The 26,262-nt window shown below is 68.0% G+C and carries 21 protein-coding genes, 2 tRNA genes and 2 riboswitches; of the genes, 16 read left to right on the forward strand and 7 right to left on the reverse strand.

From position 1 onward, the window contains the following. The first annotated feature begins 3 nt into the window (after nucleotides 1-3). The 12 genes from V5F75_RS16725 (at nucleotide 4) to V5F75_RS16780 (ending at nucleotide 6,866) form a co-directional block, all read left to right on the forward strand. Nucleotides 4-420: a DUF968 domain-containing protein gene (locus V5F75_RS16725; protein ID WP_394033915.1), complete on the forward strand. Its 417-nt coding sequence runs from the start codon at nucleotides 4-6 to the stop codon at nucleotides 418-420. Then, nucleotides 413-640 (forward strand): hypothetical protein, encoded by a 228-nt coding sequence (locus V5F75_RS16730; protein ID WP_394033916.1) that lies wholly within the window; start codon nucleotides 413-415, stop codon nucleotides 638-640. Before V5F75_RS16725 ends, V5F75_RS16730 begins: the two co-directional genes overlap by 8 nt. Beyond that, complete coding sequence (locus tag V5F75_RS16735; RefSeq protein WP_394033917.1) at nucleotides 633-1,454, forward strand: hypothetical protein; 822 nt, start codon at nucleotides 633-635, stop codon at nucleotides 1,452-1,454. Before V5F75_RS16730 ends, V5F75_RS16735 begins: the two co-directional genes overlap by 8 nt. Continuing rightward, complete coding sequence (locus tag V5F75_RS16740; RefSeq protein ID WP_394033918.1) at nucleotides 1,451-2,095, forward strand: hypothetical protein; 645 nt, start codon at nucleotides 1,451-1,453, stop codon at nucleotides 2,093-2,095. Before V5F75_RS16735 ends, V5F75_RS16740 begins: the two co-directional genes overlap by 4 nt. 2 nt (nucleotides 2,096-2,097) lie before the next feature. After that, nucleotides 2,098-2,364, forward strand: a complete 267-nt coding sequence (locus V5F75_RS16745; RefSeq protein ID WP_394033919.1) for a hypothetical protein — start codon at nucleotides 2,098-2,100, stop codon at nucleotides 2,362-2,364. Between the two features lie 2 nt (nucleotides 2,365-2,366). Beyond that, nucleotides 2,367-2,600: a hypothetical protein gene (locus V5F75_RS16750; RefSeq protein ID WP_394033920.1), complete on the forward strand. Its 234-nt coding sequence runs from the start codon at nucleotides 2,367-2,369 to the stop codon at nucleotides 2,598-2,600. Continuing rightward, entirely contained in the window at nucleotides 2,590-2,862 is a 273-nt protein-coding gene (locus V5F75_RS16755) for a hypothetical protein (RefSeq protein ID WP_394033921.1), read from the forward strand. The genes V5F75_RS16750 and V5F75_RS16755 overlap by 11 nt, the downstream gene beginning before the upstream one ends. After that, a complete protein-coding gene (locus V5F75_RS16760; protein ID WP_394033922.1) occupies nucleotides 2,852-3,046 on the forward strand; it encodes a hypothetical protein in 195 nt (64 codons plus the stop codon). The genes V5F75_RS16755 and V5F75_RS16760 overlap by 11 nt, the downstream gene beginning before the upstream one ends. A gap of 289 nt (nucleotides 3,047-3,335) precedes the next feature. Continuing rightward, nucleotides 3,336-4,487, forward strand: a complete 1,152-nt coding sequence (locus V5F75_RS16765) for a site-specific integrase (RefSeq protein WP_394033924.1) — start codon at nucleotides 3,336-3,338, stop codon at nucleotides 4,485-4,487. Nucleotides 4,488-4,594: 107 nt separating this feature from the next. Continuing rightward, nucleotides 4,595-4,668: transfer RNA gene (locus tag V5F75_RS16770), tRNA-Cys, on the forward strand. Between the two features lie 167 nt (nucleotides 4,669-4,835). Next, nucleotides 4,836-6,665 carry an ABC transporter ATP-binding protein gene (locus V5F75_RS16775; protein ID WP_394033925.1) on the forward strand — a complete coding sequence of 610 codons (1,830 nt, stop codon included), beginning with the start codon at nucleotides 4,836-4,838 and terminating at the stop codon, nucleotides 6,663-6,665. Nucleotides 6,666-6,790: 125 nt separating this feature from the next. Beyond that, nucleotides 6,791-6,866 (forward strand) — tRNA-Asn (locus V5F75_RS16780). A gap of 855 nt (nucleotides 6,867-7,721) precedes the next feature. Here V5F75_RS16780 and V5F75_RS16785 read toward each other — a convergent pair. Continuing rightward, nucleotides 7,722-9,503, reverse strand: coding sequence for a methyl-accepting chemotaxis protein (locus tag V5F75_RS16785; RefSeq protein ID WP_394033926.1), 1,782 nt, complete (start codon nucleotides 9,501-9,503; stop codon nucleotides 7,722-7,724). 1,177 nt (nucleotides 9,504-10,680) lie between these two features. Between V5F75_RS16785 and V5F75_RS16790 the strand changes: the two genes are divergently transcribed. Then, on the forward strand, nucleotides 10,681-12,138 hold the full coding sequence (locus tag V5F75_RS16790; protein ID WP_509212101.1) for a diguanylate cyclase: 1,458 nt from the start codon (nucleotides 10,681-10,683) through the stop codon (nucleotides 12,136-12,138). A 62-nt stretch (nucleotides 12,139-12,200) separates the two neighbouring features. On the opposite strand, the gene prpB is transcribed toward V5F75_RS16790, so the two are convergent. The 6 genes from prpB to V5F75_RS16820 form a co-directional block, all read right to left on the reverse strand. After that, nucleotides 12,201-13,118 (reverse strand): methylisocitrate lyase, encoded by a 918-nt coding sequence (gene prpB / locus V5F75_RS16795; RefSeq protein ID WP_394033928.1) that lies wholly within the window; start codon nucleotides 13,116-13,118, stop codon nucleotides 12,201-12,203. A gap of 11 nt (nucleotides 13,119-13,129) precedes the next feature. Then, complete coding sequence (prpC, locus tag V5F75_RS16800) at nucleotides 13,130-14,311, reverse strand: bifunctional 2-methylcitrate synthase/citrate synthase (protein WP_394033929.1); 1,182 nt, start codon at nucleotides 14,309-14,311, stop codon at nucleotides 13,130-13,132. Between the two features lie 262 nt (nucleotides 14,312-14,573). Further along, entirely contained in the window at nucleotides 14,574-16,133 is a 1,560-nt protein-coding gene (locus V5F75_RS16805) for an MmgE/PrpD family protein (protein WP_394033930.1), read from the reverse strand. Further along, on the reverse strand, nucleotides 16,130-16,579 hold the full coding sequence (locus tag V5F75_RS16810) for an acyl-CoA thioesterase (RefSeq protein ID WP_394033931.1): 450 nt from the start codon (nucleotides 16,577-16,579) through the stop codon (nucleotides 16,130-16,132). Before V5F75_RS16810 ends, V5F75_RS16805 begins: the two co-directional genes overlap by 4 nt. 1 nt (nucleotide 16,580) lies before the next feature. Further along, nucleotides 16,581-16,811: a hypothetical protein gene (locus tag V5F75_RS16815; RefSeq protein ID WP_394033932.1), complete on the reverse strand. Its 231-nt coding sequence runs from the start codon at nucleotides 16,809-16,811 to the stop codon at nucleotides 16,581-16,583. A 197-nt stretch (nucleotides 16,812-17,008) separates the two neighbouring features. Further along, a complete protein-coding gene (locus tag V5F75_RS16820) occupies nucleotides 17,009-18,628 on the reverse strand; it encodes an isocitrate lyase (RefSeq protein WP_394033933.1) in 1,620 nt (539 codons plus the stop codon). Between the two features lie 171 nt (nucleotides 18,629-18,799). Here V5F75_RS16820 and V5F75_RS16825 point away from each other — a divergent pair, with 171 nt between their 5' ends. The 3 genes from V5F75_RS16825 (at nucleotide 18,800) to V5F75_RS16835 (ending at nucleotide 26,247) form a co-directional block, all read left to right on the forward strand. Next, complete coding sequence (locus V5F75_RS16825) at nucleotides 18,800-20,209, forward strand: short-chain fatty acyl-CoA regulator family protein (protein ID WP_394033934.1); 1,410 nt, start codon at nucleotides 18,800-18,802, stop codon at nucleotides 20,207-20,209. Between the two features lie 106 nt (nucleotides 20,210-20,315). Continuing rightward, nucleotides 20,316-20,515: riboswitch (cobalamin riboswitch) on the forward strand. A 106-nt stretch (nucleotides 20,516-20,621) separates the two neighbouring features. Then, a complete protein-coding gene (gene metE / locus V5F75_RS16830; protein ID WP_394033935.1) occupies nucleotides 20,622-22,970 on the forward strand; it encodes a 5-methyltetrahydropteroyltriglutamate--homocysteine S-methyltransferase in 2,349 nt (782 codons plus the stop codon). Between the two features lie 121 nt (nucleotides 22,971-23,091). Further along, nucleotides 23,092-23,286: riboswitch (cobalamin riboswitch) on the forward strand. A gap of 108 nt (nucleotides 23,287-23,394) precedes the next feature. Continuing rightward, nucleotides 23,395-26,247 (forward strand): ribonucleoside-diphosphate reductase subunit alpha, encoded by a 2,853-nt coding sequence (locus V5F75_RS16835; protein WP_394033936.1) that lies wholly within the window; start codon nucleotides 23,395-23,397, stop codon nucleotides 26,245-26,247. Nucleotides 26,248-26,262 lie beyond the last annotated feature (15 nt).

Here is a 26,262-nt window from a genome sequence, read left to right on the forward strand (position 1 = left end):
CCCATGCGCATCGTCCGTCCGGCCACGGCTTTCTCCGCTGCCCCGGCCAAGGGCAAGCGCCGGCCCCGCCAGTTGCACCAGCAGCATCTGAAGTTCATCCGATCGCTGCCCTGCTGCGTCTGTGGGTCCCACAGTTTCGTTGAGGCCGCGCACATTCGCATGGGCTCCGCCGTCCACGGCAAGCGGGAAACCGGTGGTGGAGAGCGTCCGTCCGATGAATGGGCGCTGCCGCTCTGCCGGCACCACCACCAGGATGCGCCCGACGCCCAGCACCGCATCGGCGAGGAAGCCTTCTGGGCTCTCCACGGCATCGACCCGTTCATGTTGGCGCTCGCCCTCTGGTGCGCCACCGGGGACGAGGACAGGGCAGAGGCGATCATCAACGAGACCAGAGCCCGGCCGGGAGGAGAGCATGGATGACCTCTTCGGCACCCGGCCCGCCGCCTCCCGCCGCGTGATGATGCACGCGGTCGACCACGGGGAGGCCCCTGGGATGATGCCCGGCTGGCGCACCAGCAAGGGCGCCCACTTCCAATGCCGCCGCTGCGGACACGACGCCGGCTGGCTCTTCGACATGCAGGACAGCGAGGTCCGGCGCGGCGTGCCGTGCCCGAAATGCAATGAGGCCCAACATGGCTGACCGCCCCATCCTCTTCACCGCGCCGATGATCCGCGCCCTCATCCGGGAGATCTCGGCGCCCGGAACGGGTAAGACGCAGACCCGTCGGATCATGAGACTGCCGACACGGACGGCAAGCGGCGGCCCCATCTATGAGCGCCCCGACATGGGCGGATGGGAGCCTACGACACACGGGGGCGGCAAGTGCTTCACATGTGGCCCTGACGGCCTGCAGATACCGGTGCCGGAAATGGTCGGGATGTGGCACCGCACGACAGGCGTGGGCATTGTCACACCGCACCAAGCGGGAGACCGCCTGTGGGTGAGAGAGACGTGGGCTCACTACCACACCATCAATCATATCCGCCGAACCCATGGCGGCGCGTTCAGCGAGGTGTCTGATGGCCTCGCCGGGTATCGCGCTGATGGTCACGACAGCATTGATGATTTTCGCGAACACATCCGGCTGATGTCGGGATGCGATCTTGAAGCTGTAGAGATCAACGGTTCGAGGTGGCGCCCCTCCATCCACATGCCCCGCTGGGCCAGCCGCCTCACGCTCTACGTATCCGAGGTGCGGGTGGAGCGGCTGCAGGACATCAGCGAGGCGGATGCTATCGCTGAAGGCGTCGAGTGCGACAGCGATGGGTGGCGAGACTACCTGATGCCGCAATCGCAATGCTGCTCTACCGCGCGGGACAGCTACCGATCTCTTTGGGACAGCCTCAACGGCCCCGGCGCATGGGAGGCCAACAGCTGGGTCGCCGCGTACACCTTCGCGCCGCGCCTCGGCAACATCGACACCTTGCCGGCCACCATCCAGGAGGCAGCATGACCACTGACACCGACAAGACCGCGCAGGAGCGGGAGCGCTTCGAGGCGTGGGAGTGGATGGCGCCATCCGATCCTGTCCAGCACGACGTATCCGTTGCTGCCGCATGGGCTGCATGGCAAGCCCGCGCCGCGCTCGACACGGGCGCCATCCCGCCCGGCTGGAAACTGTCGGTACGTGAGAGCGACGGACGGACGTGGTTACGCATCCAAGCTCCGGGGCGTAGCGAGGCATGCCTCAGTGCGATCACGTTGGACAGAAACGGGCATAAGACCATCGTGGCCCAGGTGCTCGACCTCCTGGCCAAAGACCTTGCCGCCCCACAGCCTCCGGCCTCGGCCAGCGCCGGCAAGGTGGAGCCGGTGGCTGACCCTGAATGGCTCGCGCGAGCCGCAGTATCCATCGCTGACATGGTGGCCGAATGGAACCTGGGCCCGTCTCCCGCTGATGGGCCTCCCGCCGACTTGATCGCACGTAGGTTGGCGCGTTTTGCCCCGCCCGCCCATCCCGACGACTTCGAGCGCGGGGCGGCAGATCGGGAAATGACCTTGCGGTTACGGATCGACCAAATCGTCGCTCACGCTCACACGATTATCGAACTGGCGCGGCAAGGCGCCCTCCCCCTCCCGAAGAAGGAGGGGTGAGCATGGAGATCTTCGGCAAGGCCGTCGAAACCGCAATGATCGCCCGCGCCCTCCAGGCTGAGCCATACACCTACGGCGAGATGTCAGAGATTGAGATGCGCCAGGACGGCGCGCATGACCGCCCCACCTATAAGCATGGCCGCGAGGCCGACAAGATCATGCAGCGCTGGCGTCGGAAGGGCTGGGCCACATTCTCCCGCGTGGGCCGAGACACCATGTGGTCGCTTACCGACGCCGGCCGCGCCGCTATCACCTGGAAGGAGGGGTGAGCATGGCGAAGCTGACGGACGAGCACATGCTGATCCTGCGCTTCCTGGATGACGGCCAAAGCGCATACGCCCAATGGATCGCTGAGGGTTGCGGTCACGCCTATGACACGCCATGGGCGGCGGGCCGCCTACGCACCCTTTCCAATCGGGGTCTGGTTGAGCGCATCGGACGGTGCTGGCGTATCACTGATGCCGGCCGTGCCGCTCTCGCCGAAGGAGCCTCCCATGAGCAGTGAGATGGTGGAGCGGATCGCGCGGGCGATCTACAGCGCAAACCGGCGTACCGGCACATGGGAGGGGTTATCCCTATACAAGAAGGAGCGTCATCGCGCGGAGGCTCTTGCTGTCCTGAAGGCGATGCGGGAACCGACGTTTGGGATGCGCGATGCCGCTACGCGGCGCCAGCAAGGTCCGGATGATTGTCTCTACGGCTCGGTGTTTACCGCCATGATCGACCACGAGATCAAGCTCGCCGAAGGAGGCGCCAATGACCGCTGACGTGAAAGATCTGGCGGAGCGCCTCGCGACATCTCTCGGGCTCACCGTCGCCATGGCAGCGAAAGGAGACGGCGCGAAAATCGACACGCTGATCGAGGGGGCTACGGCCCACGCTCATGAAGAGGCGGTCTCGTGGGCGCCCTTGGCGCGCGTGGCGGGAGGTGACGCATGCGACCGTCGATAATCCCCTCTGGCTCATGGCCCCGCCGCATGCCCGCAGAACTCGCCGCCGGCTATTGCGGAGAGCCCAGCGTCGAGTCTTTCATGATTCGCGTTGGCCACGAGTATCCCCATCCATGCATTAGCGAAGGGCGCCGCAAGCTGTGGCTCAAGGACGATCTGGATCAGGCCATCCTCCCGCCCGAAACGCAAAGGGTGCGGGACGCCGCCGCGGACTTCTGACGGTTGCACTGCCTCTGCCGCGTTTTGTGGTTCGGCGCGAACTCGCCAAAGGCGGGACCGGATTCTATTGGGTGGTGCCCACATATTACCGCCGCATTGGGTGCGACATTCCCAACGAGCCTCTGGGCAGTGATTACGCCGTCGCCTGCGGGCCGGATGGGAAAGGCGGCAAGGCGGCAACCCTCAACGCGCACTTCGACGAGTGGGATGATAACCGGCGCGGGTCCGCGCCCGCTCCGATCGATAGGTACGGCACGGTCGGTTGGCTCTTCCGCACCTACAAGGCATCCAAGGCCTACCTGGAGAAGGTCTCCCCGCGCTCGCGCCCCGACTACGAGCGGGTCATCCGGCTCATCACCGAGTGCCAGCCGCCGAAAGGCGGTCCGAAGATCGGAGAGCGCCAGATCTCGGCTGTCTCGCCAGCCGCAGCCGACGCGATCTACGCTCAGGTGACCGGCGGAGAGGATGGCCGGGAGCGGCTGCGCCAGGGTGAGAAGATGGTGACCATCGCTAAGAAGGCCTGGGCCATCGTGCGCCGTCTTCACCCCAACCTGTTCGACCAATCCACCCCAAACCCATGGGACGGCGTCGCCATCAAGCGCCGGGTGAAAGGCATCAAGGCGGCGGTGACACGTGATGACGTGTATACCTTCGCCTGGGGCGCCATCGACCTGGGACACCCGGAAGCGGCCGCAGCCGCCGTCATCTGCTTTGAGTGGCTGCAAAGGCCCGAGAACGTCCTCGCCGGCTACGTTCGCTGGAGCGACTATCGGTCGCCATCGGCGCCACAAGCAATCAAGATCGAGCACCATAAAACCGGAGAAGCTGTCCTCCATCCACTGGATGGGCCCGACGATGCCGGTGGCGTTGAGCTTTTCTATGCTGAGGCGGAAGAGGTGCTACGCGCCCTGCCCCGCCGCGGTGTGCCCATGATTCTGAAGTCACGAGCTGATGGGGCTGCCGAACCATTCACCATCTTCCAGATGGCGCGGATCGTGCGCAAGGTCCGCGCCGCCCTGGAGCTGCCCGAGACCTTCACCCTCGACGCCTGCCGGCACGGCGGCATGACCGAGCTAGAAGAGGCCGGCCTTACCGACGGCCAAGGGCGTGCCCTATCTGCGCACCGCAGCCGAGCCTACGATAGGTATGCGAAACGCACATACGACCGGGCGCTGAATGCGACGCGCAAGAGGCATGCCCATCGGATCGCGAACAGCGCGTGAACGCAATTTCGAAACGGTACGCGGAGTGAATTTCGAAATGCGCAGGGATATCCACACCCGGACCCTTGCGCGGCACCTTCCGGCACCGTAAGAAGCGCACTTCGTGAGGCCACGTGGCGGAGTGGTTACGCAGCGGACTGCAAATCCGTGTACGGGGGTTCGATTCCCTCCGTGGCCTCCATTCGGCATGCCAAGCATGCCTTTGCGGGCTACCTTCCCGCGCGCGCGGCCGAGCCCGCCCTCTGCTTTGATCGCCTGCGGGGCGTCTTGCGCAATTGACTTGCCGCGGCCATGGCGCTTGAACAGCACGCGAAGCGGTCGGCCCCTCGCCCTCCGCTGGAGAACCGCATGAACGCAAATACGGTCAACCCGCCGAAGGAGCGCGTCAGCAGCGAAGAGACGCTGTCCGTCGTGCGGCGGCTCCTGCTCTCCGACGGGAAGCTCCACTGGAAGGGCTATGCCCTCGCCTTCGTCTTCATGGCGATGATGGGCGGCTGCACGGCCACCCTCGCCTATCTCATGAACGACGCGGTCAACGCCATCTTCGTGCACCCCACGCCGGAAGCGGTGTGGCTGGTGACGGGCGCGGTGATGGCGCTCTCCATCATCAAGGGTATCTCGGCCTACGGCCAGACCATCACCATGGCGCGGGTCGGCAACCGCATCGTCGCCGACAACCAGAAGCGCGCCTTCGAAAAGCTGATGCAGCAGGACGTGTCCTTCTACTCGAAGTCGCACACGGCCGAGATCTCCATGCGGTTCAACATGGGCGCCACCGGCGCCCGGGGCACGCTGGAGCTCGTGATCTCCTCCATTGGCCGCGACCTGGTGTCGCTCGTCATGCTGGCCTCCGTCGCCATCATGCAGGACCCGTTCCTGGCCGTGATCGCCCTGGTGGTGATGCCGACCGCGGTGCTGGGCACGCGCAAGCTCATCCGCCGGGCGAAGAAGCTGTTCGCCACCGGCTTCCAGTCGGGCGTGAAGCTCTCGTCCATCGCGCTGGAGGTGTTCCAGGGCATCCGCACGGTGAAGGCCTACACGCTTGAACCGGAAATGCGCGAGCGCACCCGCGCCTTCATCGACGACCTGGAGCTGAACACCAACCGCCTCGTGCGCACCCAGGCCAAGTCCAGCCCCCTCATGGAGACGCTGGGCGGGCTCGCCATCGGCGGCGTCATCCTCTACGCCGGCTACAACGTGATCGTGGCGGGGCGCTCGCCGGGCCAGTTCTTCTCGGTGCTCACCGCGCTGCTGCTCGCCTACGAGCCCGCCAAGCGCCTCTCCAGGCTGCATGTGGAGCTGGTGAGCCAGGTGATGGGCGCGCGCATGCTCTTCGCCCTGCTCGATTCGCACGCCCCCGAGGCGGAGCCGGCGGGCACGCCGGACCTGCCCCGTCCGCGCGGACGGGTGGAGTTCAGCAAGGTCGTGTTCGGCTACCGCCCCACCGAGCCGGTGCTGCGGGAAATCGACTTCCTGGCCGAGCCCGGGCAGACCACCGCTCTGGTGGGCCAGTCCGGCGGCGGCAAGACCACCGTCATCAACCTCATCGAGCGCTTCTACGACCCGCAGTCGGGCGTCGTGAGCTTCGACGGGGTGGACACCCGCACGGTGACGCGCCGCTCCGTGCGCGCCGCCGTCGCGCTGGTGAGCCAGGACGTCTACCTGTTCTCCGGCTCCATCCGCGAGAACATCGGCTTCGGGCGGGCTGGCGCCACCGAGGACGAGATCATGGCCGCGGCCCGCGCCGCCCATGCGCACGACTTCATCATGGGCTTCGAGCACGGCTACGATACCCATGTGGGCGAGCACGGCGCGCAGCTTTCCGGCGGCCAGCGCCAGCGCATCGCCATCGCCCGCGCCTTCCTGAAGGATGCCCCCATCCTCCTGCTCGACGAGGCGACCGCCGCGCTCGACAGCGAATCCGAGGCCGCGGTTCAGAAGGCGCTGCACGCGCTCCAGCGCGAGCGCACCACCATCGTCATCGCCCACCGCCTGCAGACCGTGGTGCGCGCCGACAAGATCTGCGTGGTCGACGGCGGACGCGTGGTGGAGGCCGGAACCCACGAGGAGCTGCTCGCCAAGCGCGGCCGCTACTATGGCTTCTACCATCTCCAGTTCGCCCACGAGCACAAGGAGCCCGAGGCGGACGCCGGAGCGCAGAACCTCCTGCGCGCGTGACGATATCCTCCCCCGGCCGCCACGGCCGGGGGATTTCCACAGGTAAGCGCCGCCAGCCTCATGTTAGGGCTTCACAAGCGGCAAACCGGTTGCTATATCGCCCTCCTCGGTCGGCAACGACCTGTTCCCCGATAGCTCAGTTGGTAGAGCGTTCGACTGTTAATCGAATGGTCGCAGGTTCGAGTCCTGCTCGGGGAGCCATCTTCTTCCAAAAATCTGAGCACGAAGCAGGCACCGTGGCGCCGCAACGCCTGAGGGTCCCGCGCCTCGCGGGCATGCGCTAAACTGGATGATCCCCCGACACCAATCCTGCCAAGCGTGCGATCGCGTCGTGCGCTGCTCAGAGCGCCCGTTGCACACGTAGCTCTCCCCCTAGGCGGAGCGCTCAATACGCATCTCTCCCGGCCCTGCCTCGGCAATCCCGCGCCCGGCGCGCTCTGCTTCAGGCAGCACCTCGCAGAAATCGGCACATGACAACGGGCGTGTCGGCGGCGGCGGACCCGCGCACCGCGCCTCACGTCTGTGAGGACGACTCGCGCGCCTTCACAGAGGCCCGCGCGCGTCCTTGAGCGCAACTTCAACGCCGCCGCTCACGGGCCTGAACCCGCCGCATCAGGGTGCCCCATGTCAGCCGAAGCGCGATGCGCAGACGACAGCGGCACGGCAGCCCGGCCAACGGCATGCCAAGCGGCCCGCACGATCGCGCCCGCTGAAGGGCAAATCCGCGCCGGCGATCCCTTATAAGGAAGCCATGGAGGTGCGGCCGACCTCCAACAGATTGAAGAGTGATCGGCGGGGCATCCGCGCCAGTGACGGGGGAACGCCTCGGCGCCACCAGGCTGCGTCGGCAGAAGAGAGGAATCGGCCAGCCCATGTCGCCGGCCCGCGCGCGGATGTCCGCGCGGCCATCCGGCGATTTTGCCGGCAAAGCCTGCCTCTCGGGCCGATGGCTGCACGCCCAATGCTGGAGATGCCGCAACGCCGGCGGGAGACGACCCGCCGGCCGGGAGCCCCCACCCACGCGGGCGGGGGCCTGGACGGTTCGAGGTTCGCGCGTCAGGCCGCCCGCACGTTGGCGAGGAAGCCATCGACTTCGCCGCGCAGGCGTTCGGACTGCCGGGCCAGCTCCTCCGCGGAGGCAAGCACCTGGGTGGATGCCGCCCCCGAGTCGCGAGCCGCGACGCTGACGCTCTCGATATTCTCGGACACCTGCTTGGTGCCCACGGCCGCCTGCTGCACGTTGCGGGCGATCTCGCCGGTGGCCGCCATCTGCTGGGTCACGGCGGCAGCGATCATGCCGGAGACGCCGTTGATGTCCTCGATCGCCTTGTTGATCGCAGCCATGGCCTCCACGGAATCGTGGGTGGAGGACTGGATGGCGTTGATCTGGTCCGCGATCTGCTGCGTCGCCTTGCCGGTCTGCTCCGCGAGGCTTTTCACCTCGGAGGCCACCACCGCGAAGCCACGGCCCGCATCCCCGGCCCGCGCGGCCTCGATGGTGGCATTGAGGGCGAGCAGGTTGGTCTGCTGGGCGATGGCGCTGATGAGGTCCACCACCGCCGCGATGCTGGTCGCGGAGGTGGAAAGGGCCTGCATCTTGGCCGTGGCGGCATCGGCATTGGCCGCGGCGGCCTGGGCCATGCGCGCGGATTCCTCCACCTGACGGCCGATCTCGGCGATGGAGCCGGCCAGCTCCTCGGCGGCGGCGGCCACGGTCTCCACATTCGCGGAGGCCTGCTCGGAGGCCGCCGCCATGGCGCTGCTCTGGGCGGAGGTCTCCTCGGTGGAAGCGGTCAGGGTCTGGGCGGACGCCTCGAGCTCGGTCGCGGCGGAGGAAACGATGTCCACGATGCCACCCACGGAGGCCTCGAAGCTCTCGGCGAGCTGCGCCAGGGCGGCGCGCTTCTCGGCCTCGGCCTGGATCTTGGCCTCCTCGGCCTCGCGCTCCAGGCGCACCTTCTCCTGGCCGCTTTCCTTGAAGACCAGGGCGCACTTGGCCACCTCGCCCACCTCATCGGCGCGATCGGTGCCGGCGACGACGGCGTTGTAGTCCCCCCGCGCGATCTGCTGCAGCACGTTGACGATGCCGCGGATGGGTCGGGCGATGCCGTAATGTCCGATGAAGTAGCCGAGGGCCAGCGACACCAGGATGCCGATGGCGGCACCGCCCATCATCACCGAGGATGCTTGCCGATACTCCGCGTCGGCGCTCGCAACCGACTGGCTCATGCGCAGGTCGAGCGCGCGGACCAGGGCGGCGACGCTCTTGCGTACGTTTTCAGCCGCGGCGCGCCCCTTGAGGGCGGATTCACGCAGCACTGCGGTGGATTCGCTGACCTCGTGATCCTGCATGGTTTCGGCGGTCCGCACGGTCGCGGCCATCTGTTCCATGTAGGTGTCGAACAACGCGCGGATCTCGTCCAGCTGCGCTTTGTCGTCGGAAGAGGTCAGGGCGGAGGAAAGGGTATCCAGGTTCTTGTAGAAGCTGGCGCGCTCCACCTCCACCTGCCGCATGATGTCCTTGCGGGCCTGCTCGCTCGGATCGATGGCGACGCGGTATTCGCCACGGCTGAGCATGGTGATGCCGATGGAGAGCCGGGCGCCGTTCAGCGCGGATTCCGACACCTCGCTCATGGACTGGGCGGTGGAATTGAGGGTGCTGAGCGATCGCACGCCGATGGCCGTGATCGCAAGCGCGGCGAGCGAAAGCACACCGACCACCATCAGGATTTTCGTGAAGATCTTGAACCGCGCCAGGAAGCCGGCACCGCGACCGCCACCTGCCTGTGAGGCACCGACATAGGCCCCCATGGAAAGGGCATCGTTGGTTATGGACATTGAAGACCCTCACTGATCAGCCGATTGAAATCACAGGCTGCACCTTGCAACCCTTGCTTGACGTGGGGGTATTATTTTAAGTTATCCATACCGTGAGCGGGTGATGCGAAGCTCTCATTCCGCCGGCAAGGGTTCCACATCGCCCATAGATGTGATTGTCACCATGCCGCCCTCACATCAATTACCGCTGCACACGGATTTCCTGCCCACTTCCTTCAAAACTTGCGCTCGGACTAGCCTCTTTACCAGACTTTACGCATCCCTGACGCTACTCCCACCGCCCCCATATGGGATAAGATCATCGCCCCGGAGGAAACTCAAGCAAATTCAACTTATTGCTAAACCGTGCATTTTCTTTCAGAACAGCTTTAACCTGAAATCTCAGTAGTTTGACCAAATGCCGGGCGCCCTGCCGCAACTTCGGGCGCGCGCCCTCGACAGGACGCAAGCCACCTTCCCGTGGCGCCAGCGCACAGGAAGCGGGGTTCGCCCAGGTTTGAATATTTCATATATTACAATGCACTATATGATATTGAGCGGGGACCGGCGCCTGTCGCGCGCGGCTCGGCCGTGATGGCACCGGCATGCCCGTACGCCGCGTCCGAAGGCATCTTAGCCGTCGGCCCACGCCCGGGAGGCGACAGAACAGCACCGCGAGCCCGCATGGTATCCACAGCCCCCGCGTCAGGCGACGGCGACGGTGGGGATCGATGTTGCCCCCCGGCGCGCCTCGGACCGGCGCCCGGCCGGATGAGGCGGCCCTGTTCTGCCCCCGCTTCGCCTGCCCTCGCGATCTGCTCAAGGGGAGACTTCGACATGGCCATGAGCCCCAGGCTTCGGCGCCGACATGACGCCTCCAGCACCCTTCGAGCCGGCGGCCGGTGCCCCGGAGCACTTGCCTTGCCATGAAGTTACAAGCGCGGCGCCAGCACTCCTGGTTGCAGCCCGTGTATCCCTCACCCCTCAATGAGGGAACCCTCCGCTTTGGATGAAAACATATCCGCTCCGCTAAGCAATTTTCACGCAAGTGAACCATGGGAAATGGAGATGGGCGATTGAAAGATCCGCCCTCTTTCCTCATTGCTGAAGCGGCAAAGGAGGAAGCACAGCGACCTCCCAAAGGGAATGCCGCATGGGCCATGGATGGAAGCGCATTGTGGGAGGCCCCATCTTCCCGATGGTGGTGGCAATGCTCATCACCACCATCGTGTCGGTCCAGGGCTACATTCTCTATACGTCCTACCAGGCGACCTGGCTGCTCGCGACGCGCTCCGAGGAAAACGTCCTGCGCACGATCGCGGCCAACATCAAGCGCAACCTCGACATCATCGAGCTGTCCCTGATCGGGCTGGAGGCGGCCTCGCAGCTCGACGGCCTCGACGAACTGAACCCGCAGATGCGCAACATGCTGCTGTTCGACCGCGCGGCCAGCGCCCGCTACCTCGGCGCGCTCCTCGTGCTGAACCCGGAGGGCAGCATCCGGTTCGATTCCGGCGCCATCCCCCCGCGGAACGGCAACTTCGCCGATCGGGATTACTTTCAGGCCCAGGTCGAGCCAGGGCGCGGCACATTCATCAGCAAGCCCTTCGCCAGCCGCATCGGCAATGGAGACCCGAGCATCGCCATAAGCCGGCGCATCTCGCAGCCCGACGGCAGCTTCGCCGGCGCCGCCATCGGCTCCATCCGCATGGCGTTCTTCCGCGACCTCGTCCAGCAGGTCAACCTCGGCCCGGACAGCGTTGTGGGCCTGATGCGGACGGACGGAATATTGCTGTTCCGCCAGCCCCCCGCCGGGCACGATGTCCAGAGCGGCACCGACATCGCCTCATCCTCCGTCTTCCAGAAGCTCCTGCGCCACCCCGGCGAGCCCGTGACCGAGCGCTCCGTCATCGACGGCGTGCGCCGCTATTACGTGAGCATGCGGATCGGGGATTTTCCGCTGCTGCTGGCGGTGGGCATCTCGAAAAGCGCCGCCATGAAGGAATGGCACGAGCGCGCGCTCGCCACGGCCGCCATCACTCTCGCCGTCTGTATCCTCATCGCTGTGCTGTTCCGGGCCCTGCGGGTAGCGCTGATGCGCAGCCAGGAGATGGAGGAGCAGCTGGAGGCCATGGCCGTCACCGACGCGCTCACCGGCATCCCCAATCGCCGCGCTTTCGACATGGCCTTCCCCAACGAGCTGCGGCGAGCCGCCCGCATGGGCAACGACCTCTCGGTCCTGATGATCGACGTGGACCACTTCAAGCGGGTCAACGACGTTCACGGCCATTCCGTGGGAGACGAGGTGCTGAGCCGGCTTGCCGGGCAGGTGGCGGCCTCGATCCGCCGGCCGGGCGATTTCGCCGCGCGCTACGGCGGGGAGGAGTTCGTGGTGCTGCTGCCGTCCACGGACGCCGCTGGCGCGCAGGCGATCGCCGAGAAGATCCGCCGCGCCATCATGACCATGACGCCGAACCCCAGCGCCCCGGAGCTGCGCCAGGTGACGGTGAGCATCGGCGTCTCCTCCCTGCGGGCCACGGACGCGCTCGACGGGCCTGACCTGCTGCGCATCGCCGACGAAGCGCTCTATGCCGCCAAGGCCGCGGGGCGAAACCGCGTGATGGCGGGCGAGACACCCAGGCCGAGCGCCGCCTGACTCCCCGCGGCGCGCGGCCATGGGCCAGAGGCGGCGGCGGGAGGGGCCCGCCGCGCACCCGCCTATTCGGCCGCGAGCGTCGGCACCACGGTCGCGACGATGGACGCGTCCAGCGCCTCGAACGCCTTGAGGCCGATGGTGTCGTAAAGCTCGGCGCGGGTCTGCATCTCGTCCACCATCGCCTCGGTGGAGCCGTCGCGGGCGAGGGTCGCGTAGAGCTTCTCCTGCGCCTTGTTGGCGACGCGCAGGGAGGAGACGGGCCAGATCACCAGCCGATAGCCCATGGCCTCGAACTCCGCGGCGGTGAAGAACGGTGTCCGGCCGAACTCCGTCATGTTGGCGAGCAGCGGCACGCCGGGCAGGCGGCGGGCGAACTCGCGGAACATCTCCGCGTCGTTGAGGGCCTCGGGGAAGATGGCGTCGGCGCCGGCCTCCACATAGAGCTTCGCGCGGGCCACCGCGCCCTCGATCCCCTCGCTCGCCGCGGCGTCCGTGCGGGCGATGAGGTAGAGGTGGCGCCGCGCCCTGGCGGCGGCGGCCACCTTGGCCGCCATGTCGCGCGCGTCGGCCAGCTTCTTGTCGTTCAGGTGGCCGCATTTCTTCGGCAGCAGCTGATCCTCGATATGGACGGCGCCCGCCCCCGCATCCTCGAACGTGCGCACCATATGCATCACGTTGAGGGCCTCGCCATAGCCGGTGTCGCCGTCCACCAGCAGCGGCAGGCCGCTGGCGCGCGTGATCTGGCGGATGAAGAAGGCCACCTCGTCCACGGTGATGATACCGAGGTCCGGCAGGCCCATGGAGGCGGTCATGGCGGCGCCGGAGAGGTAGAGCCCCGAAAAGCCGGCGGCGCGCGCCTGCAGCGCGGCCATGCCGTTGTGCGCGCCGGGCAGCTTGAGGATGCCGCCCTGCTCCACCAGCGCCCGGAAACGGACGCCGGCGGGCTCCTGCGGCAGGTCGGATGCGACGAGATAGGGCATCGTTCTCTCCTTCACGCGGCGCGGATAGCGGCGCGGCCCCGCGCCTCCAGCGGCACGAACGGCTGGTTTTCCGGCCCCACATAGTTGGCCGAGGGACGGATGATCTTGTTGTCGGTCCGCTGCTCGATGATGTGCGCGCTCCACCCGGAGGTGCGGGCGATGACGAACAGCGGCGTGAACAAGGCCGTGGGCACGCCCATCATGTGGTAGGAGACGGCGCTGAACCAGTCGAGGTTGGCGAACATCTTCTTGGTCTCGCCCATCACCCCTTCGATACGGCCCGCGATGTCGAACATGCGGGTGGAGCCCGCCTCCTGCGAGAGGCGCCGGGCCACCTCGCGGATGACCGCGTTGCGCGGGTCCGCCACCGTGTAGACGGGGTGGCCGAAGCCGATCACCACCTCCTTGGCGGCGACCCGGCGGCGGATGTCCTGCTCGGCTTCGTCCGGGTCGGCGTAGCGCTTCTGGATCTCGAACGCCACTTCATTGGCGCCGCCGTGCCTGGGCCCGCGCAGGGCGCCGATGGCCCCGGTGATGGCCGAGTAGAAATCCGCCCCCGTGCCGGCGATGGAGCGGGCGGTGAAGGTGGAGGCGTTGAACTCGTGCTCCGCATAGAGGATCAGCGAGGTGTGCATGGCCCGCACATGGCTCTCCAGGGGCGTTCGGCCATGGAGCAGGTGCAGGAAGTGGCCGCCGATGGAATCGTCGTCCGTCTCCACCTCGATACGCCGCCCGTTCTGCGAGAAATGGTGCCAGTAGAGCAGCATGGAGCCGAGGGACGCGAGCAGCCGGTCGGCGATGTCGCGGGCGCCGGCATGGTTGTGGTCGGCCGCCTCCGGCAGCACGCAGCCGAGGGCAGAGACGCCGGAACGCATCACATCCATGGGGTGGGCGGCGGCGGGCAGCTCCTCCAGCGTGCGGCGCACGGCGGCGGGCAGGCCGCGCAGGCTGGCGAGCTTCGCCTTGTAGGCGGAAAGCTCGGCCAGCGCGGGCAGGCTGCCGTGTACCAGCAGGTAAGCGATCTCCTCGAAGGTGCAGCTCTCCGCCACGTCGAGGATGTCATAGCCGCGATAGTGCAGGTCGTTGCCGGAGCGGCCGACGGTGCACAAAGCGGTGTTGCCGGCCACGACGCCGGAAAGGGAAACGGACTTCTTCGGCGCGCTCTTCACCGCGCTCGGCTGATGCTCGGACATCTGATCCTCCACGAAGACCGGTTGGACATGGCGCAGGGCCACGGGTGAAAAAGCGGATCGCTGGCCGCGACCGCGCGGAGAGTCCACCGGGCGGCGCGCAGCGCCCTCTCCCGCTTGCGGGGGAGGGCTGGGGAGGGGCGGACATCCGCGGCGAGGGGACGGGACGCGGGCGGGTGCCGTCAGGCGCGTTGTGAGCCGCGCTTTCCCCCTCCCTGCCCTCCCCCGCGAGCGGGAGAGGGTTCGACCGGGCGCGAGAAGCCGATCAGCCCGAGACGACGGACAGCTCGGGCGCAGCGTGGCCACGCCAATCGAAGATGCCGGTGGCACGGGTGGCGCCGAGCAGGGCCGGATCGACCTGGAAGGTCAGGCCGGCAAGGTCGTCCGCCTTCAGCTTGGTCAGGCGTTCCACCGTGCCCAGGAAGCGCTCTTGCTCGGCCGGAGCCACCACGCCCTGCGCCAGCTCGCGGAACTTCGCGATGTACTCGCGCCGCCCGAACGGGCGGGCACCGAGGGGGTGGGCGTCGGCGATGGCGAGCTCGTCCTCGATCACCCGGCCGTCCTGCAGCGTCACCACCACGCGGCCGCCGAAGGCTTTCTCCCTCGGATCGCGGCTATGGTAGCGGCGGGTCCACTCGGGGTCCTCCACCGTGGAGACCTTGCGCCACAGCGCGACCGTGGAGGGACGACCCGCCCGCTCCGGCGCGTAGGAACGCGCGTGGTGCCAGGCGCCGTCCTCCAGCGCCACCGCGAAGATGTACATGATGGAATGGTCGAGGGTCTCGCGGCTCGCCCCGGGGTCCATCTTCTGCGGGTCGTTGGCGCCGGTGCCGATCACATAATGGGTGTGATGGCTGGTGTGGATGACGATGGACACCACCTGCGAGAGGTCGCCCGCCGCCTCCCGGATCTTCGGCCCCAGCCGGCGGGCGAGGTCGATGAGCGCCTGGCTCTGGTATTCGGCCGAATGCTCCTTGGTGTAGGTGTCGAGGATGGCGCGCTTGGCCTCACCCGCCTCGGGCAGGGGCACGAGGTATTCCGCCTTCGGGCCGCCCAGCATCCAGGCGATGAAGCCGTCCTCGCCCTCCCACGCCGGCGAGGGCGCGCCCTCCCCGCGCATCACGCGGTCCACGGCTTCCACCGCCATCTTTCCGGCGAAGGCAGGAGCGTAGGCCTTCCAGCTGGAAATCTCGCCCTTGCGCGACTGGCGGGTGGTGGTGGTGACATGCAGCGCCTGCTGCACCGCCTGGTAGACCGTTTCGGTGGGCAGACCGAGCGCCGCGCCGATGCCGGCGGCGGCGGAGGGGCCGAGATGGGCGATATGGTCGATCTTGTGCTCGTGCAGGCAGATGCCCTTCACGAGGTCCACCTGGATCTCGTAGGCCGCCGCGAGGCCGCGTACCAGCGCCGCGCCATCGAGCCCACAGTGCTGGGCCACGGCCAGCACCGGGGGGATATTGTCGCCGGGGTGGGAGTATTCGGCGGCGAGGAAGGTGTCGTGGAAGTCGAGCTCGCGCACGGCGACTCCGTTGGCCCACGCCGCCCACTCTGGCGAAACGCGCCGGTGCTGGGAAAGGCCGAACACGGTGGCGCCGGGCTGGTAGGGGTGGGCCAGGGCCTGCGCCCGCGCGCTCGCCACCGGGCGCCGCGTGAGGGAGGCCGCCGCCACCGCCGCATTGTCGATGATGCGGTTGCCGATCATCTCGGCCACATCGGCTTCCACCTCCACCGGATCGGTCGCCACCGCCGCGATCTTCCAGGCGAGCTGGTCTGCGCGCGCCAGGGGCTCGGCGGACTTGTAGGTGTGGACGTGGTGCTGCTTCACGGGCGTTGATCCTCGTCTTGATGAATGGGGGAAGGCACGGGCACCGGGCGGCCGGCGGCATCCACCGCCACCATCTCGAAGGCCCCGCGCACCGCGAGCCGGCGGGCACCGGAGACGAGGGCCTCGGCCGTCATCTCTACCTCCACCGTCATGGAGGCGCGCCCCACGCGGATGACGCGGGCGTTGACCTCCACGATCTCGCCCACCCGCACCGGCTCGTGGAAATCGGTCTTCTCCGCGCGCGCCATGACGACCGGCGCGCGGGCGCGGCGGGTGGCGGCCACGAAGGCCGCCTTGCCCATGAGGGAGAGGGCGTTGCCGCCGAACAGGGTGCCGTAATGGTTGGCCTGCTCCGGAAACACCATCTCCACGAAGGAAGTCTGGTCCGGACCGGGGGCGGCGCCCGCGCCGGCCGCGCGCGGGAGGACGGCCGCGGGCGCGGTCATCTCAAGCCCCTCCGGGGGCGGAGGGCCCGCGCACCAGGGGGATCATCTGGTCCCCCCACGCGCCGGCGCCGTCGTGGTGGCGCGAGACGCGCACCAGCTCCACCGAGACCCCGGCGGCGACCGCGCGCTGGATGGCCTCGTTCACCCGGTGCACCGCATCGGCGACACGGTTGATGGCCTTCTCCTGCTCCGGACGCTCCTGCGCCACGACGGCCTTGAATTCGGCATTCATCCTCGATCCTCCTCAAGCTGGGAACGGCAAGGAAAAGACGGGTGAGGGGCACTGCCTTCCGGCGAAGCCCTGAACCGCGGGCGGGCGACCCCTCACCCTTGCCCTCTCTCATCCGGCAGGCAGGCTGCCACGGCCCGCCGGCCGGCACGCGGGGGAGGTGCCGCCTTCCACGCCGAGAGAGGGAACGGGGCGGGAGGTCACTCCGCCGCGAACTGGTTCATGGTGTTGGCGTGCCCGCCGGCCTTCAGCGCCCGTTCGCCGCCCACCATCTCCTTGAAGGTGTCGCCGAGATCGGACCCCACCTCGTGCTGGTGCTTCACCGCCGAGACACCGCGCCGGATCTCCTCGCGCTGAACCGTGTTCACATAGGCCTTCATGCGGTCGGCGCCGAAATAGCCGTGGCTCAGCTCGTCCATGCTCTTGGCGGTGAGGTGGAAGGTCGGCAGCGTGATGAGATTGTGGAACACGCCGGCCTCGGCCGAGATGTCCGCCTGGAACTGCGCGAGGCGCCGGTCCGCCTCCTGCCCCAGTTCGTCGCCGTCGAGCTTCGCGGACATGAGCTGGAGCCCGTCCGGATAGCTCTCCGCGCCGGCGCGGCCCTGGGCGATCCATTCGGCGCGCACCTGCTTGCGCAGGTTGAGGGTCCAGTTGAAGGAGGGTGAGTTGTTGTAGGTGAGCTTGGCGTGCGGCACCGCCGCGCGGATCTCGGCCACCATGCCGGCGATCTCCTTCACGCTGGGCGTGTCGGTCTCGATCCACAGCAGGTCGGCGCCGCCGTGGGTGAGGGAGGCGATGCAATCCTCGATCACGCGGGCGCGGCCGGTGCCCTCCTTGAACGCGAACAGGCCGTTGGCGAGCCGCTCCGGGCGCACCAGCGCGCCGTCGAGCACCATGGCGAGCTCGCCTTCGCTCAGCGGATCGGAGAGCGTGACGGGCGAGGTCTTCAGCCACTTGTTGTACTGGCTGGCGAGGTCGCCCGGCGCGCGGCTCACGGGGATCTTCTGGGTGAGGCCGGCGCCGAGGCTGTCGGTGCGGGCGACGATGACACCGTCCTCCACACCCAGCTCCTCGAAGGCGAGGCGGCAGGCGCGCAGCTTCTCGATGAAGTCCTCGCGCGGCACCGTCACCTTGCCGTCCTGGTGCCCGCACTGTTTGGCGTCGGACACCTGGTTCTCGATCTGGAGGCAGCAGGCCCCGGCCTTGATCATCTCCTTGGCGAGCAGGTAGGTGGCGTGCTCGTTGCCGAAGCCGGCGTCGATGTCGGCGATGATCGGCACCACATGGGTCTCGAAACTGTCGATGGCGGCGATGGCCTCGGCCTCGGCGGCCCGGTCGCCCTTGGCGCGCGCGGCCTTGAGCGCCTTGAACAGGTCGTTGATCGCCACCTCGTCCGCCTGGCGCAGGGAGACGTAGATCTCCTCGATCAGGTCCGCCACCGAGGTCTTCTCGTGCATGGACTGGTCCGGCAGGTGGCCGAAGCGGTTGCGCAGGCCCGCCACCATCCAGCCGGAAAGATAGACATAGGCGCCCTTCGCCGTGCCCTTGAGGCGCTTCACCGACTTGATCATCTGCTGCGCGTGGAAGCCGGACCAGCAGCCCAGCGACTGGGTGAAGCGGGAGGCGTCGGCGTCATAGGCCGCCATGTCGGCGCGCATCACCTTGGCCATGGCGCGGGCGATGTCGAGATGGGTGTCGAACGTGTTCTGGAGGCGGAGCTGGACGATGTCGTCCACGCTCACGCCGCCGGGCGCCACGCCATCGGGGAACCGCGCCTTCAGTTCGGCGGCGAGTTCGGCGTAGCTCTTGCGCTGGCCCATGGGGTCTTCCTCTTCGCGTTTCGGCTGCTGCGCGCCGGCTGCGATTTGTCTTGCGGCCGGATCGTTTCCTCACAATATTTGCCGACGAGACAGCGCGGAATGACTGAAAATGCGTGGATTTGCGAGGCGTAGAGCGCTGATTTGCAAATGTTGCGAATCTCGGAGCCAGGCATGAAGAAGACCTTCGTGGGCGTGCGGCTGAAGCGGCTGCGGGAAGAACGGGGCCTCACCCAGGCGGCGCTGGCCCAGGCGCTCGGCCTCTCCGCCAGCTATCTCAACCAATTGGAGAAGAACCAGCGCCCCCTCACCGTGCCCGTGCTGCTCAAGATCAACGCCATCTTCGGCGTGGACGTGCAGCTGTTCTCGGAGGGAGACGAGGGGCGGCTGGTGGCGGACCTGCGGGAGGTGTTCGCCGATCCCCTCAACGGCGAGCAGGTGAGCCTCGCGGAGATGAAGGAGGTGGCCTCCGCCATGCCCGCGCTCGGGCGCGCCGTGGCGGCCCTGCACCGGCGCTGGCGCCACGCGCTGGAGCGCGCCGACGCCATGGCCGGAGAGCTCGGCCTCGGCTCAGGCGGCATCGCCGCCCCGGCGGCGCTGATGCCTTACGAGCAGGTGCGCGATTTCTTCTACGCCCACCACAACTACTTCGCGGAGCTGGATGAGGCCGCCGAAAAGCTGGCGCAAAACGCGGATCTGGCACCCGGAGACATGGCCGAGGGCCTCGCCCGCCATCTCGAAACCCGCCACGGCGTGCGCGTGGCGCGCACAGAGGGCGAGAGCCAGCGCCGCTTCCTGCCCGGCGAGCGCGTGCTGCGCCTTTCCCGCCGGCTCGACGGCGGCCAGCGTGCATTCCAGATCGCCACCCAGCTCGCCTTCCTGGAAGCCGGCGAGACCATCGCCCGCCTCGCCGGAGCGGCCGCCCAGGGGGCGCGGGAAAGCCACGCCCTCGCCCGCATCGGCCTCGCCAATTATTTCGCCGGCGCGCTGCTGATGCCCTACGACGCCTTCCTCAAAGCGGCCGAGGCGGAACGCTACGACATCGAGCGGCTCGGCGCCCGCTTCGGGGTCGGCTACGAGACCATCTGCCATCGACTCTCGTCCCTCCAGCGGCCGGGCGCGCTGGGGGTGCCGTTCTTCTTCATCCGCGTGGACCGGGCGGGCAACATCTCCAAGCGCCAGTCGGCCACCGATTTCCACTTCTCGCGCGTGGGCGGCACCTGCCCGCTGTGGAACGTCTACGAGGCCTTCGCCCAGCCCGGCCGCATCCTCACCCAGCAGGCGCAGATGCCGGACGGGCGCACCTATCTCTGGATCGCCCGCACCGTGCACCACGCCGCCGGCGGCTATGGCGATCCCGGCAAGACCTTCGCCATCGGCCTCGGCTGCGACATTCGCCATGCCGGCCGGCTGGTCTATTCGCGCGGACTCGCCCTGGACGACCCGGCGGCGGCCACGCCCATCGGCGCCGGGTGCAAGGTGTGCGAGCGCCCCGCCTGCCCCCAGCGCGCCTTCCCTCTCATCGGCCGCCCACTGGCCGTGGATGAAAATCGCAGCGCGTTCACGCCCTATGCGGCGGGCTGAGTAGCGCCCGCGCACCACCGCGCGGGCCGCGACATCAACGCCCCCAATTGGAATCACGACATAAGCATATCCTTATATGATGCTTGACAGAACCGCCGCCCACGGACAGACTGGTCGGCGTCGAGGTTCCGCGGTCCGGTTTTCCGGTGCCGCGGCTAAGAGGGAAGCCGGTGCGAAGCCGGCACTGCCCCCGCAACTGTCAGCGGCGAGCCAAGCTCCATCCATGCCACTGGGCGCGAGCCCGGGAAGGCGGACGCAAGGCCGTGACCCGTGAGCCAGGAGACCTGCCCCGGCAACAGAAACGTCCTCGGGCGGGGTGTCCCGGTGGTGCGCTCAAGCTCCGCCGGCTCCCGCCGCGCGGGGGCTCGACGCCTGCCCTCACGGCCCGCCCACAGCAGAAGGGCTTCACGCCGTGACCGCCTCCGCCAGTTCCCGTTCCGCCATCCCCGTCGCCACCCTGGGCACGCCCCGCATCGGCCCGCGCCGCGAGCTGAAGGCCGCGCTCGAAAGCCATTGGGCCGGCAAGACCTCCGAAGCGGAGCTGCTCGCCGCCGCCGCCGCCCTGCGCGCGCAGAACTGGGCGCGGCAGAAGGCGCGGGGCATCACCGTCATCCCCTCCAACGACTTCTCGCTCTACGATCAGGTGCTGGACACCAGCGTGATGGTGGGCGCCATTCCCGAGGCCTACGGCTGGAGCGGCGGCAAGGTGCCGCTCGCCACCTATTTCGCCATGGCGCGCGGCAGCGGCGGGGCGGCGGCAGGCGCCTGCGGCCATGTTCACCACGCGGGCACCGGCGCGCCCGCGCAGGAAATGACGAAGTGGTTCGACACGAACTACCACTACATGGTGCCCGAGCTCGCGCCCGGCCAGCGCTTCGAGCTCGCCTCCCTCAAGGCCGTGGAAGAGTATCGCGAGGCCAAGGCCCTGGGCTTCGAGACGCGCCCCGTGCTGCTCGGCCCCGTCACCTTCCTGAAGCTCGCCAAGTCCAAGGCGGCGGACTTCGATCCCCTCTCCCTGCTCGGAAACCTGCTGCCGGTCTACACCGACATGCTGCGCCGCCTCGTCGCCAACGGCGCGGAATGGGTGCAGGTGGACGAGCCCTGCCTGGTGCTCGACCTCGACGAGACCGCCCGCGACGCCCTGCGCCGTGCCTACGGCGCCTTCGCCCGCGCGCTGCCAAACCTCAAGATCATGCTCGCCACCTATTTCAGCGCGCTCGACGATAACCTGGACACCGCCCTCTCCCTGCCGGTGGCTGGCCTGCACCTCGATCTCGCCCGCGCGCCGGAGCAGCTCGAAACGGTGGCGGCGCGGGCGCCGAAGGGCCTTGTGCTCTCGCTCGGCGTCATCGACGGGCGCAACATCTGGCGCGCCGACCTGCCGGCCCTGGCGGAGCGTCTGAAGGACGTGGTGGCGCGGCGCGGCACCGATCATGTGCAGATCGCGCCCTCCTGCTCGCTCCTCCATGTCCCCATCGATCTGGACCAGGAGACCGGTCTCGACCCGGAGCTGAAGTCCTGGCTGTCCTTCTCGCTGCAGAAGATGGACGAGCTGCGCGTGCTCGCCGCAGCGCTCTCCGGCGCGAGTGACACGGTGAAGGTCGCGCTCGAGGCCTCCGCCGCTGCGGCGGCAGCCCGCCGGACCTCGCCCAAGGTGCACAATGCCGCCGTCGCCGCCCGCATCGCCATGGTCACGGACGAAATGGCCCGCCGGAAGAATCCCTTCGCCGCGCGCGCCGAGCTGCAGCGGCGGCGCTTCGGCCTGCCGGCCTTTCCCACCACCACCATCGGGTCCTTCCCGCAGACCGCCGAAGTGCGTCAGGCCCGCGCCGCCCACGCCAAGGGCACGCTGAGCGACGGCGCCTACACCACCTTCCTGCGCGAGGAGACGGCGCGTGCCGTGCGCTGGCAGGAGGAGATCGGCCTCGACGTGCTGGTCCACGGCGAGTTCGAGCGCAACGACATGGTGCAGTATTTCGGCGAGCAGCTTTCCGGTTTCGCCTTCACCAAGCATGGCTGGGTGCAGAGCTACGGCTCGCGCTACGTGCGCCCGCCCGTCCTGTTCGGCGATGTCTCCCGCCCCGCGCCCATGACGGTGGCGTGGTGGCGCTATGCCCAGTCGCTCACGCAGAAGCCGGTGAAGGGCATGCTGACCGGCCCGGTGACCATCCTCAACTGGTCATTCGTGCGTGACGACATCCCCCGCGCCGCCGCCTGCCGGCAGATCGCCCTCGCCATCCGCGACGAGGTCGAGGACCTGGAGCGGGCGGGCACCGCCATGATCCAGATCGACGAGGCCGCCCTGCGCGAGGGGCTGCCGCTGCGCCGGGGCCAGTGGGGCGAATATCTCGCCTGGGCGGTGGAGTGCTTCCGCCTGTGCGCCTCGGGCGTCGCCGACGAGACCCAGGTGCACACCCACATGTGCTACTCCGAGTTCAACGACATCATCGACGCCATCGCCGCCATGGACGCGGACGTCATCTCCATCGAGACCTCGCGCTCGAAGATGGAGCTGCTCGACGCGTTCAAGACCTACAAGTATCCCAACGAGATCGGCCCCGGCGTCTATGACATCCACTCCCCGCGCGTGCCCTCGGTGGCGGAGATGACGGAGCTCCTCTCCCTCGCCCGCCGCCGGCTCGACGACGCGCAGATCTGGATCAACCCGGACTGCGGCCTGAAGACCCGCAGGTGGGAGGAGGTGCGCCCCGCCCTCGCCAACATGGTGGCCGCGGCCCAGGCCCTGCGCGCCGCGGGCTGACGCTCCGCTCCGGCCCCAGCCCACCGCCGGCAGGCCCTGCCGGCGGTGGCGCCATTTTCCACAAGACGTGCCGAACGGAGGATAGCGCCCGCCAAATATTGACAGCAGTCGGCTAAACGGCGCTACATGTTGTGGTCACGGTCTCTCGACTCGAAAGAGCGAGAGCCAAGAGGGAAGCCGGTGCGATGCCGGCGCTGCCCCCGCAACTGTGAGCGGCGAGCCGAGGTCCACGCATGTCACTGGGCGCAAGCCCGGGAAGGCGGACCGATAGCGATGACCCGCGAGCCAGGAGACCTGCCGTGACACCGCATATCGTCCTCGGGCGGGGTGTCCCGGTGGATCGCATCTTCGGCGCGGCGGCATCGCCCGTGCCCCGTTTGCGACCGCTCGGCCTTTGCTCCCAACTTCTTGGGGTTCAAGGCGCATGTCCCTTTCCATCCAGACCGGCCAGCCCGTCGCCGCGGGCCTGCCCGCGAGCCTCTCCCCGGCCACGCACGCGGCCGGGCCAGGCTATCAGGTGATCCGCCGCAACGGCGCGGTCACGCCGTTCGATGCGTCCAAGATCGCGGTGGCGCTCACCAAGGCGTTCCTGGCGGTTGAGGGCGGGCAAGCCGCTGCCTCCCGCCGGGTGCACGAGATCGTCTCCGCCCTCACCGAGCAGGTGGTGGCGGGCCTCACCCGCCGGGCCGATGCCGGCCGCACCTTCCACATCGAGGACGTCCAGGACCAGGTGGAGCTGGCGCTGATGCGCGGCGAGCACCACAAGGTGGCCCGCGCCTATGTGCTCTATCGCGAGGAGCGGGCGAAGGAGCGCGCCGCCGCGCGGGCCGCGAAGGAGCAGGCCGAAGCCGCCCCAGCCTTGCGGATGCGGGCGGCCGACGGCACGCTGGCGCCGCTCGACGCGGCCCGGCTCGAAGCGCTCATCCGCGAGGCCTGCGCCGGGCTCGAAGGGGTGGCGGCAGAGCCGATTCTCGTGGAAACGCGGCGCAATCTCTATGACGGCATCTCGCGGGCGGAGCTGGCCCAGGCGCCCATCCTGGCCGCCCGCACGCTGATCGAGACCGAGCCCGGCTATGCCAAGGTTTCCGCCCGCCTGCTCACCGACAGCCTGCGGCGCGAGGCGCTCTCCTTTGTGCACCGCCGGCCGGACGAGGCGACCCAGGCGGAGATGGCGGAGCGCTACGCCGAATACTTTCCCGCCTATGTGGAAACCGGCATCTCAGCCGGCCTGCTCGACCCTGAGCTCGGCCGTTTCGACCTTGCCCGCCTCGCCGCCGCGCTCAAGCCGGAGCGGGATCTTCAGTTCGACTATCTCGGCCTCCAGACTCTCTATGACCGTTACTTCCTGCATGTGGGCGGAACCCGCTTCGAGCTGCCGCAAGCCTTCTTCATGCGGGTGGCCATGGGCCTCGCATTGCGGGAGATCGACCGGGAGGGGCGGGCGATCGCCTTCTACGATCTTCTTTCCTCCTTCGATTTCATGGCCTCGACGCCGACCCTGTTCAATGCCGGCACCCTGCGCCCGCAGCTTTCCTCCTGCTTCCTCACCACCGTTTCCGACGATCTCGAAGGCATCTTCAAGGCTATCAAGGACAATGCCCTGCTCGCCAAGTATTCCGGCGGCCTGGGGAATGACTGGACCCAGGTTCGCGGCCTCGGCGCGCATATCAAGGGCACGAATGGGGAGAGCCAGGGCGTCGTTCCCTTCCTGAAGGTGGCGAACGACACGGCCATTGCGGTCAACCAGGGCGGAAAGCGCAAGGGCGCGGTGTGCGCCTACCTGGAGACATGGCACATCGACATCGAGGAATTCCTCGATCTTCGGAAGAATACCGGCGATGATCGCCGCCGCACCCACGACATGAACACCGCCAACTGGGTGCCGGACCTCTTCATGGAACGGGTCGAGGCGGGTGCCGAATGGACCCTGTTCTCGCCCGACGAGGTGCCCGAGCTGCACGACCTCTACGGAAAGCCCTTCAAGGCCGCCTATGAAGCCTGCGAGGCGCGGGCGGAGCGGGGCGAGATGCGGGTCTGGCGCCGGGTGAAGGCGGTGGACCTGTGGCGGCGCATGCTGACCATGCTGTTCGAGACCGGGCACCCCTGGGTCACCTTCAAGGACCCCTGCAACCTGCGCTCACCCCAGCAGCATGCCGGGGTTGTGCATTCCTCGAACCTGTGCACCGAGATCACGCTGAACACCAGCGCCGACGAGGTGGCGGTCTGCAACCTCGGCTCGATCAACCTCGTGGCTCATGTCAGCGCGGCCGGCCTCGACCTCGACCGCCTGCGGCGCACGGTGTCCACCGCCATGCGGATGCTGGACAATGTGGTGGACATCAATTTCTACACCATCCCGGAAGCGCGCCGTTCCAACCTGCGGCACCGGCCGGTGGGCCTTGGGCTGATGGGCTTCCAGGACGCGCTGGAGGCCCTGCGCCTGCCCACCGCGTCGGAGGAGGCGGTGGCGTTCGCGGACACCTCCATGGAGGCGCTGAGCCATTTCGCCATCTCGGCCTCGGTGGACCTCGCCGCCGAGCGGGGACGCTACGCCTCGTTCGAGGGCTCGCTGTGGTCGAGGGGCATCCTGCCCATCGACAGCCTCGCCCTGCTGGAGGACGCGCGGGAGGGGAACATCGTCCTCGACCGTTCGTCCACCCTCGACTGGGCGGCCCTGCGCGCCCGCGTGATCTCCACCGGCATGCGCAATTCCAATGTCATGGCCATCGCCCCCACGGCGACCATCTCCAACATCGTCGGTGTCTCCCAGTCCATCGAGCCGGCTTACAGCCAGCTTTACGTGAAGGCCAACATGTCCGGCGACTTCACGGTGGTGAATGCCAATCTGGTGCGGGACCTGAAGGCCCGCGGCCTGTGGGACGAGGTGATGATCTCCGATCTCAAGTATTATGACGGCATGGTGAGCGCCATAGACCGCGTGCCGGAAGACCTGAAGGCACTCTACGCCACCGCCTTCGAGGTCGCGCCCGAATGGCTCATCCGCGCCGCCGCGCGGCGACAGAAGTGGATCGACCAGGCCCAGTCGCTCAACCTCTACATGGCCGAGCCCTCGGGTCGGAAGCTGGACGAGGCCTATCGGCTGGCATGGCGGCTGGGGCTGAAGACCACCTATTACCTGCGCGCGCGCTCGGCCACCCATGTGGAGAAATCCACCCTGCGCGGCACCGACGGCAAGCTCAACGCCGTCACCCCCATCCTGGCGGAGGGGCCGGGCGCCTGCTCCATCGCCGACCCCACCTGCGAAGCCTGCCAGTGAGCGCAGGAGAAGGCA

Source organism: Xanthobacter albus (genome assembly GCF_043194895.2).
GTDB lineage: Bacteria > Pseudomonadota > Alphaproteobacteria > Rhizobiales > Xanthobacteraceae > Xanthobacter.

What these genes read in the sequence shown, in the direction of transcription:
- V5F75_RS16785 (WP_394033926.1), bottom strand. Translation starts at nt 9,503, where the DNA reads ATGTCCATAACCAACGATGCCCTTTCCATGGGGGCCTATGTCGGTGCC.
- V5F75_RS16725 (WP_394033915.1), top strand. Translation starts at nt 4, where the DNA reads ATGCGCATCGTCCGTCCGGCCACGGCTTTCTCCGCTGCCCCGGCCAAG.
- V5F75_RS16835 (WP_394033936.1), top strand. Translation starts at nt 23,395, where the DNA reads ATGTCCCTTTCCATCCAGACCGGCCAGCCCGTCGCCGCGGGCCTGCCC.
- prpC (WP_394033929.1), bottom strand. Translation starts at nt 14,311, where the DNA reads ATGTCCGAGCATCAGCCGAGCGCGGTGAAGAGCGCGCCGAAGAAGTCC.
- V5F75_RS16790 (WP_509212101.1), top strand. Translation starts at nt 10,681, where the DNA reads ATGGTGGTGGCAATGCTCATCACCACCATCGTGTCGGTCCAGGGCTAC.
- prpB (WP_394033928.1), bottom strand. Translation starts at nt 13,118, where the DNA reads ATGCCCTATCTCGTCGCATCCGACCTGCCGCAGGAGCCCGCCGGCGTC.
- V5F75_RS16775 (WP_394033925.1), top strand. Translation starts at nt 4,836, where the DNA reads ATGAACGCAAATACGGTCAACCCGCCGAAGGAGCGCGTCAGCAGCGAA.
- V5F75_RS16760 (WP_394033922.1), top strand. Translation starts at nt 2,852, where the DNA reads ATGACCGCTGACGTGAAAGATCTGGCGGAGCGCCTCGCGACATCTCTC.
- V5F75_RS16820 (WP_394033933.1), bottom strand. Translation starts at nt 18,628, where the DNA reads ATGGGCCAGCGCAAGAGCTACGCCGAACTCGCCGCCGAACTGAAGGCG.
- V5F75_RS16810 (WP_394033931.1), bottom strand. Translation starts at nt 16,579, where the DNA reads ATGACCGCGCCCGCGGCCGTCCTCCCGCGCGCGGCCGGCGCGGGCGCC.
- V5F75_RS16825 (WP_394033934.1), top strand. Translation starts at nt 18,800, where the DNA reads ATGAAGAAGACCTTCGTGGGCGTGCGGCTGAAGCGGCTGCGGGAAGAA.
- V5F75_RS16750 (WP_394033920.1), top strand. Translation starts at nt 2,367, where the DNA reads ATGGCGAAGCTGACGGACGAGCACATGCTGATCCTGCGCTTCCTGGAT.
- V5F75_RS16735 (WP_394033917.1), top strand. Translation starts at nt 633, where the DNA reads ATGGCTGACCGCCCCATCCTCTTCACCGCGCCGATGATCCGCGCCCTC.
- V5F75_RS16730 (WP_394033916.1), top strand. Translation starts at nt 413, where the DNA reads ATGGATGACCTCTTCGGCACCCGGCCCGCCGCCTCCCGCCGCGTGATG.
- V5F75_RS16745 (WP_394033919.1), top strand. Translation starts at nt 2,098, where the DNA reads ATGGAGATCTTCGGCAAGGCCGTCGAAACCGCAATGATCGCCCGCGCC.
- V5F75_RS16755 (WP_394033921.1), top strand. Translation starts at nt 2,590, where the DNA reads ATGAGCAGTGAGATGGTGGAGCGGATCGCGCGGGCGATCTACAGCGCA.
- V5F75_RS16740 (WP_394033918.1), top strand. Translation starts at nt 1,451, where the DNA reads ATGACCACTGACACCGACAAGACCGCGCAGGAGCGGGAGCGCTTCGAG.
- V5F75_RS16815 (WP_394033932.1), bottom strand. Translation starts at nt 16,811, where the DNA reads ATGAATGCCGAATTCAAGGCCGTCGTGGCGCAGGAGCGTCCGGAGCAG.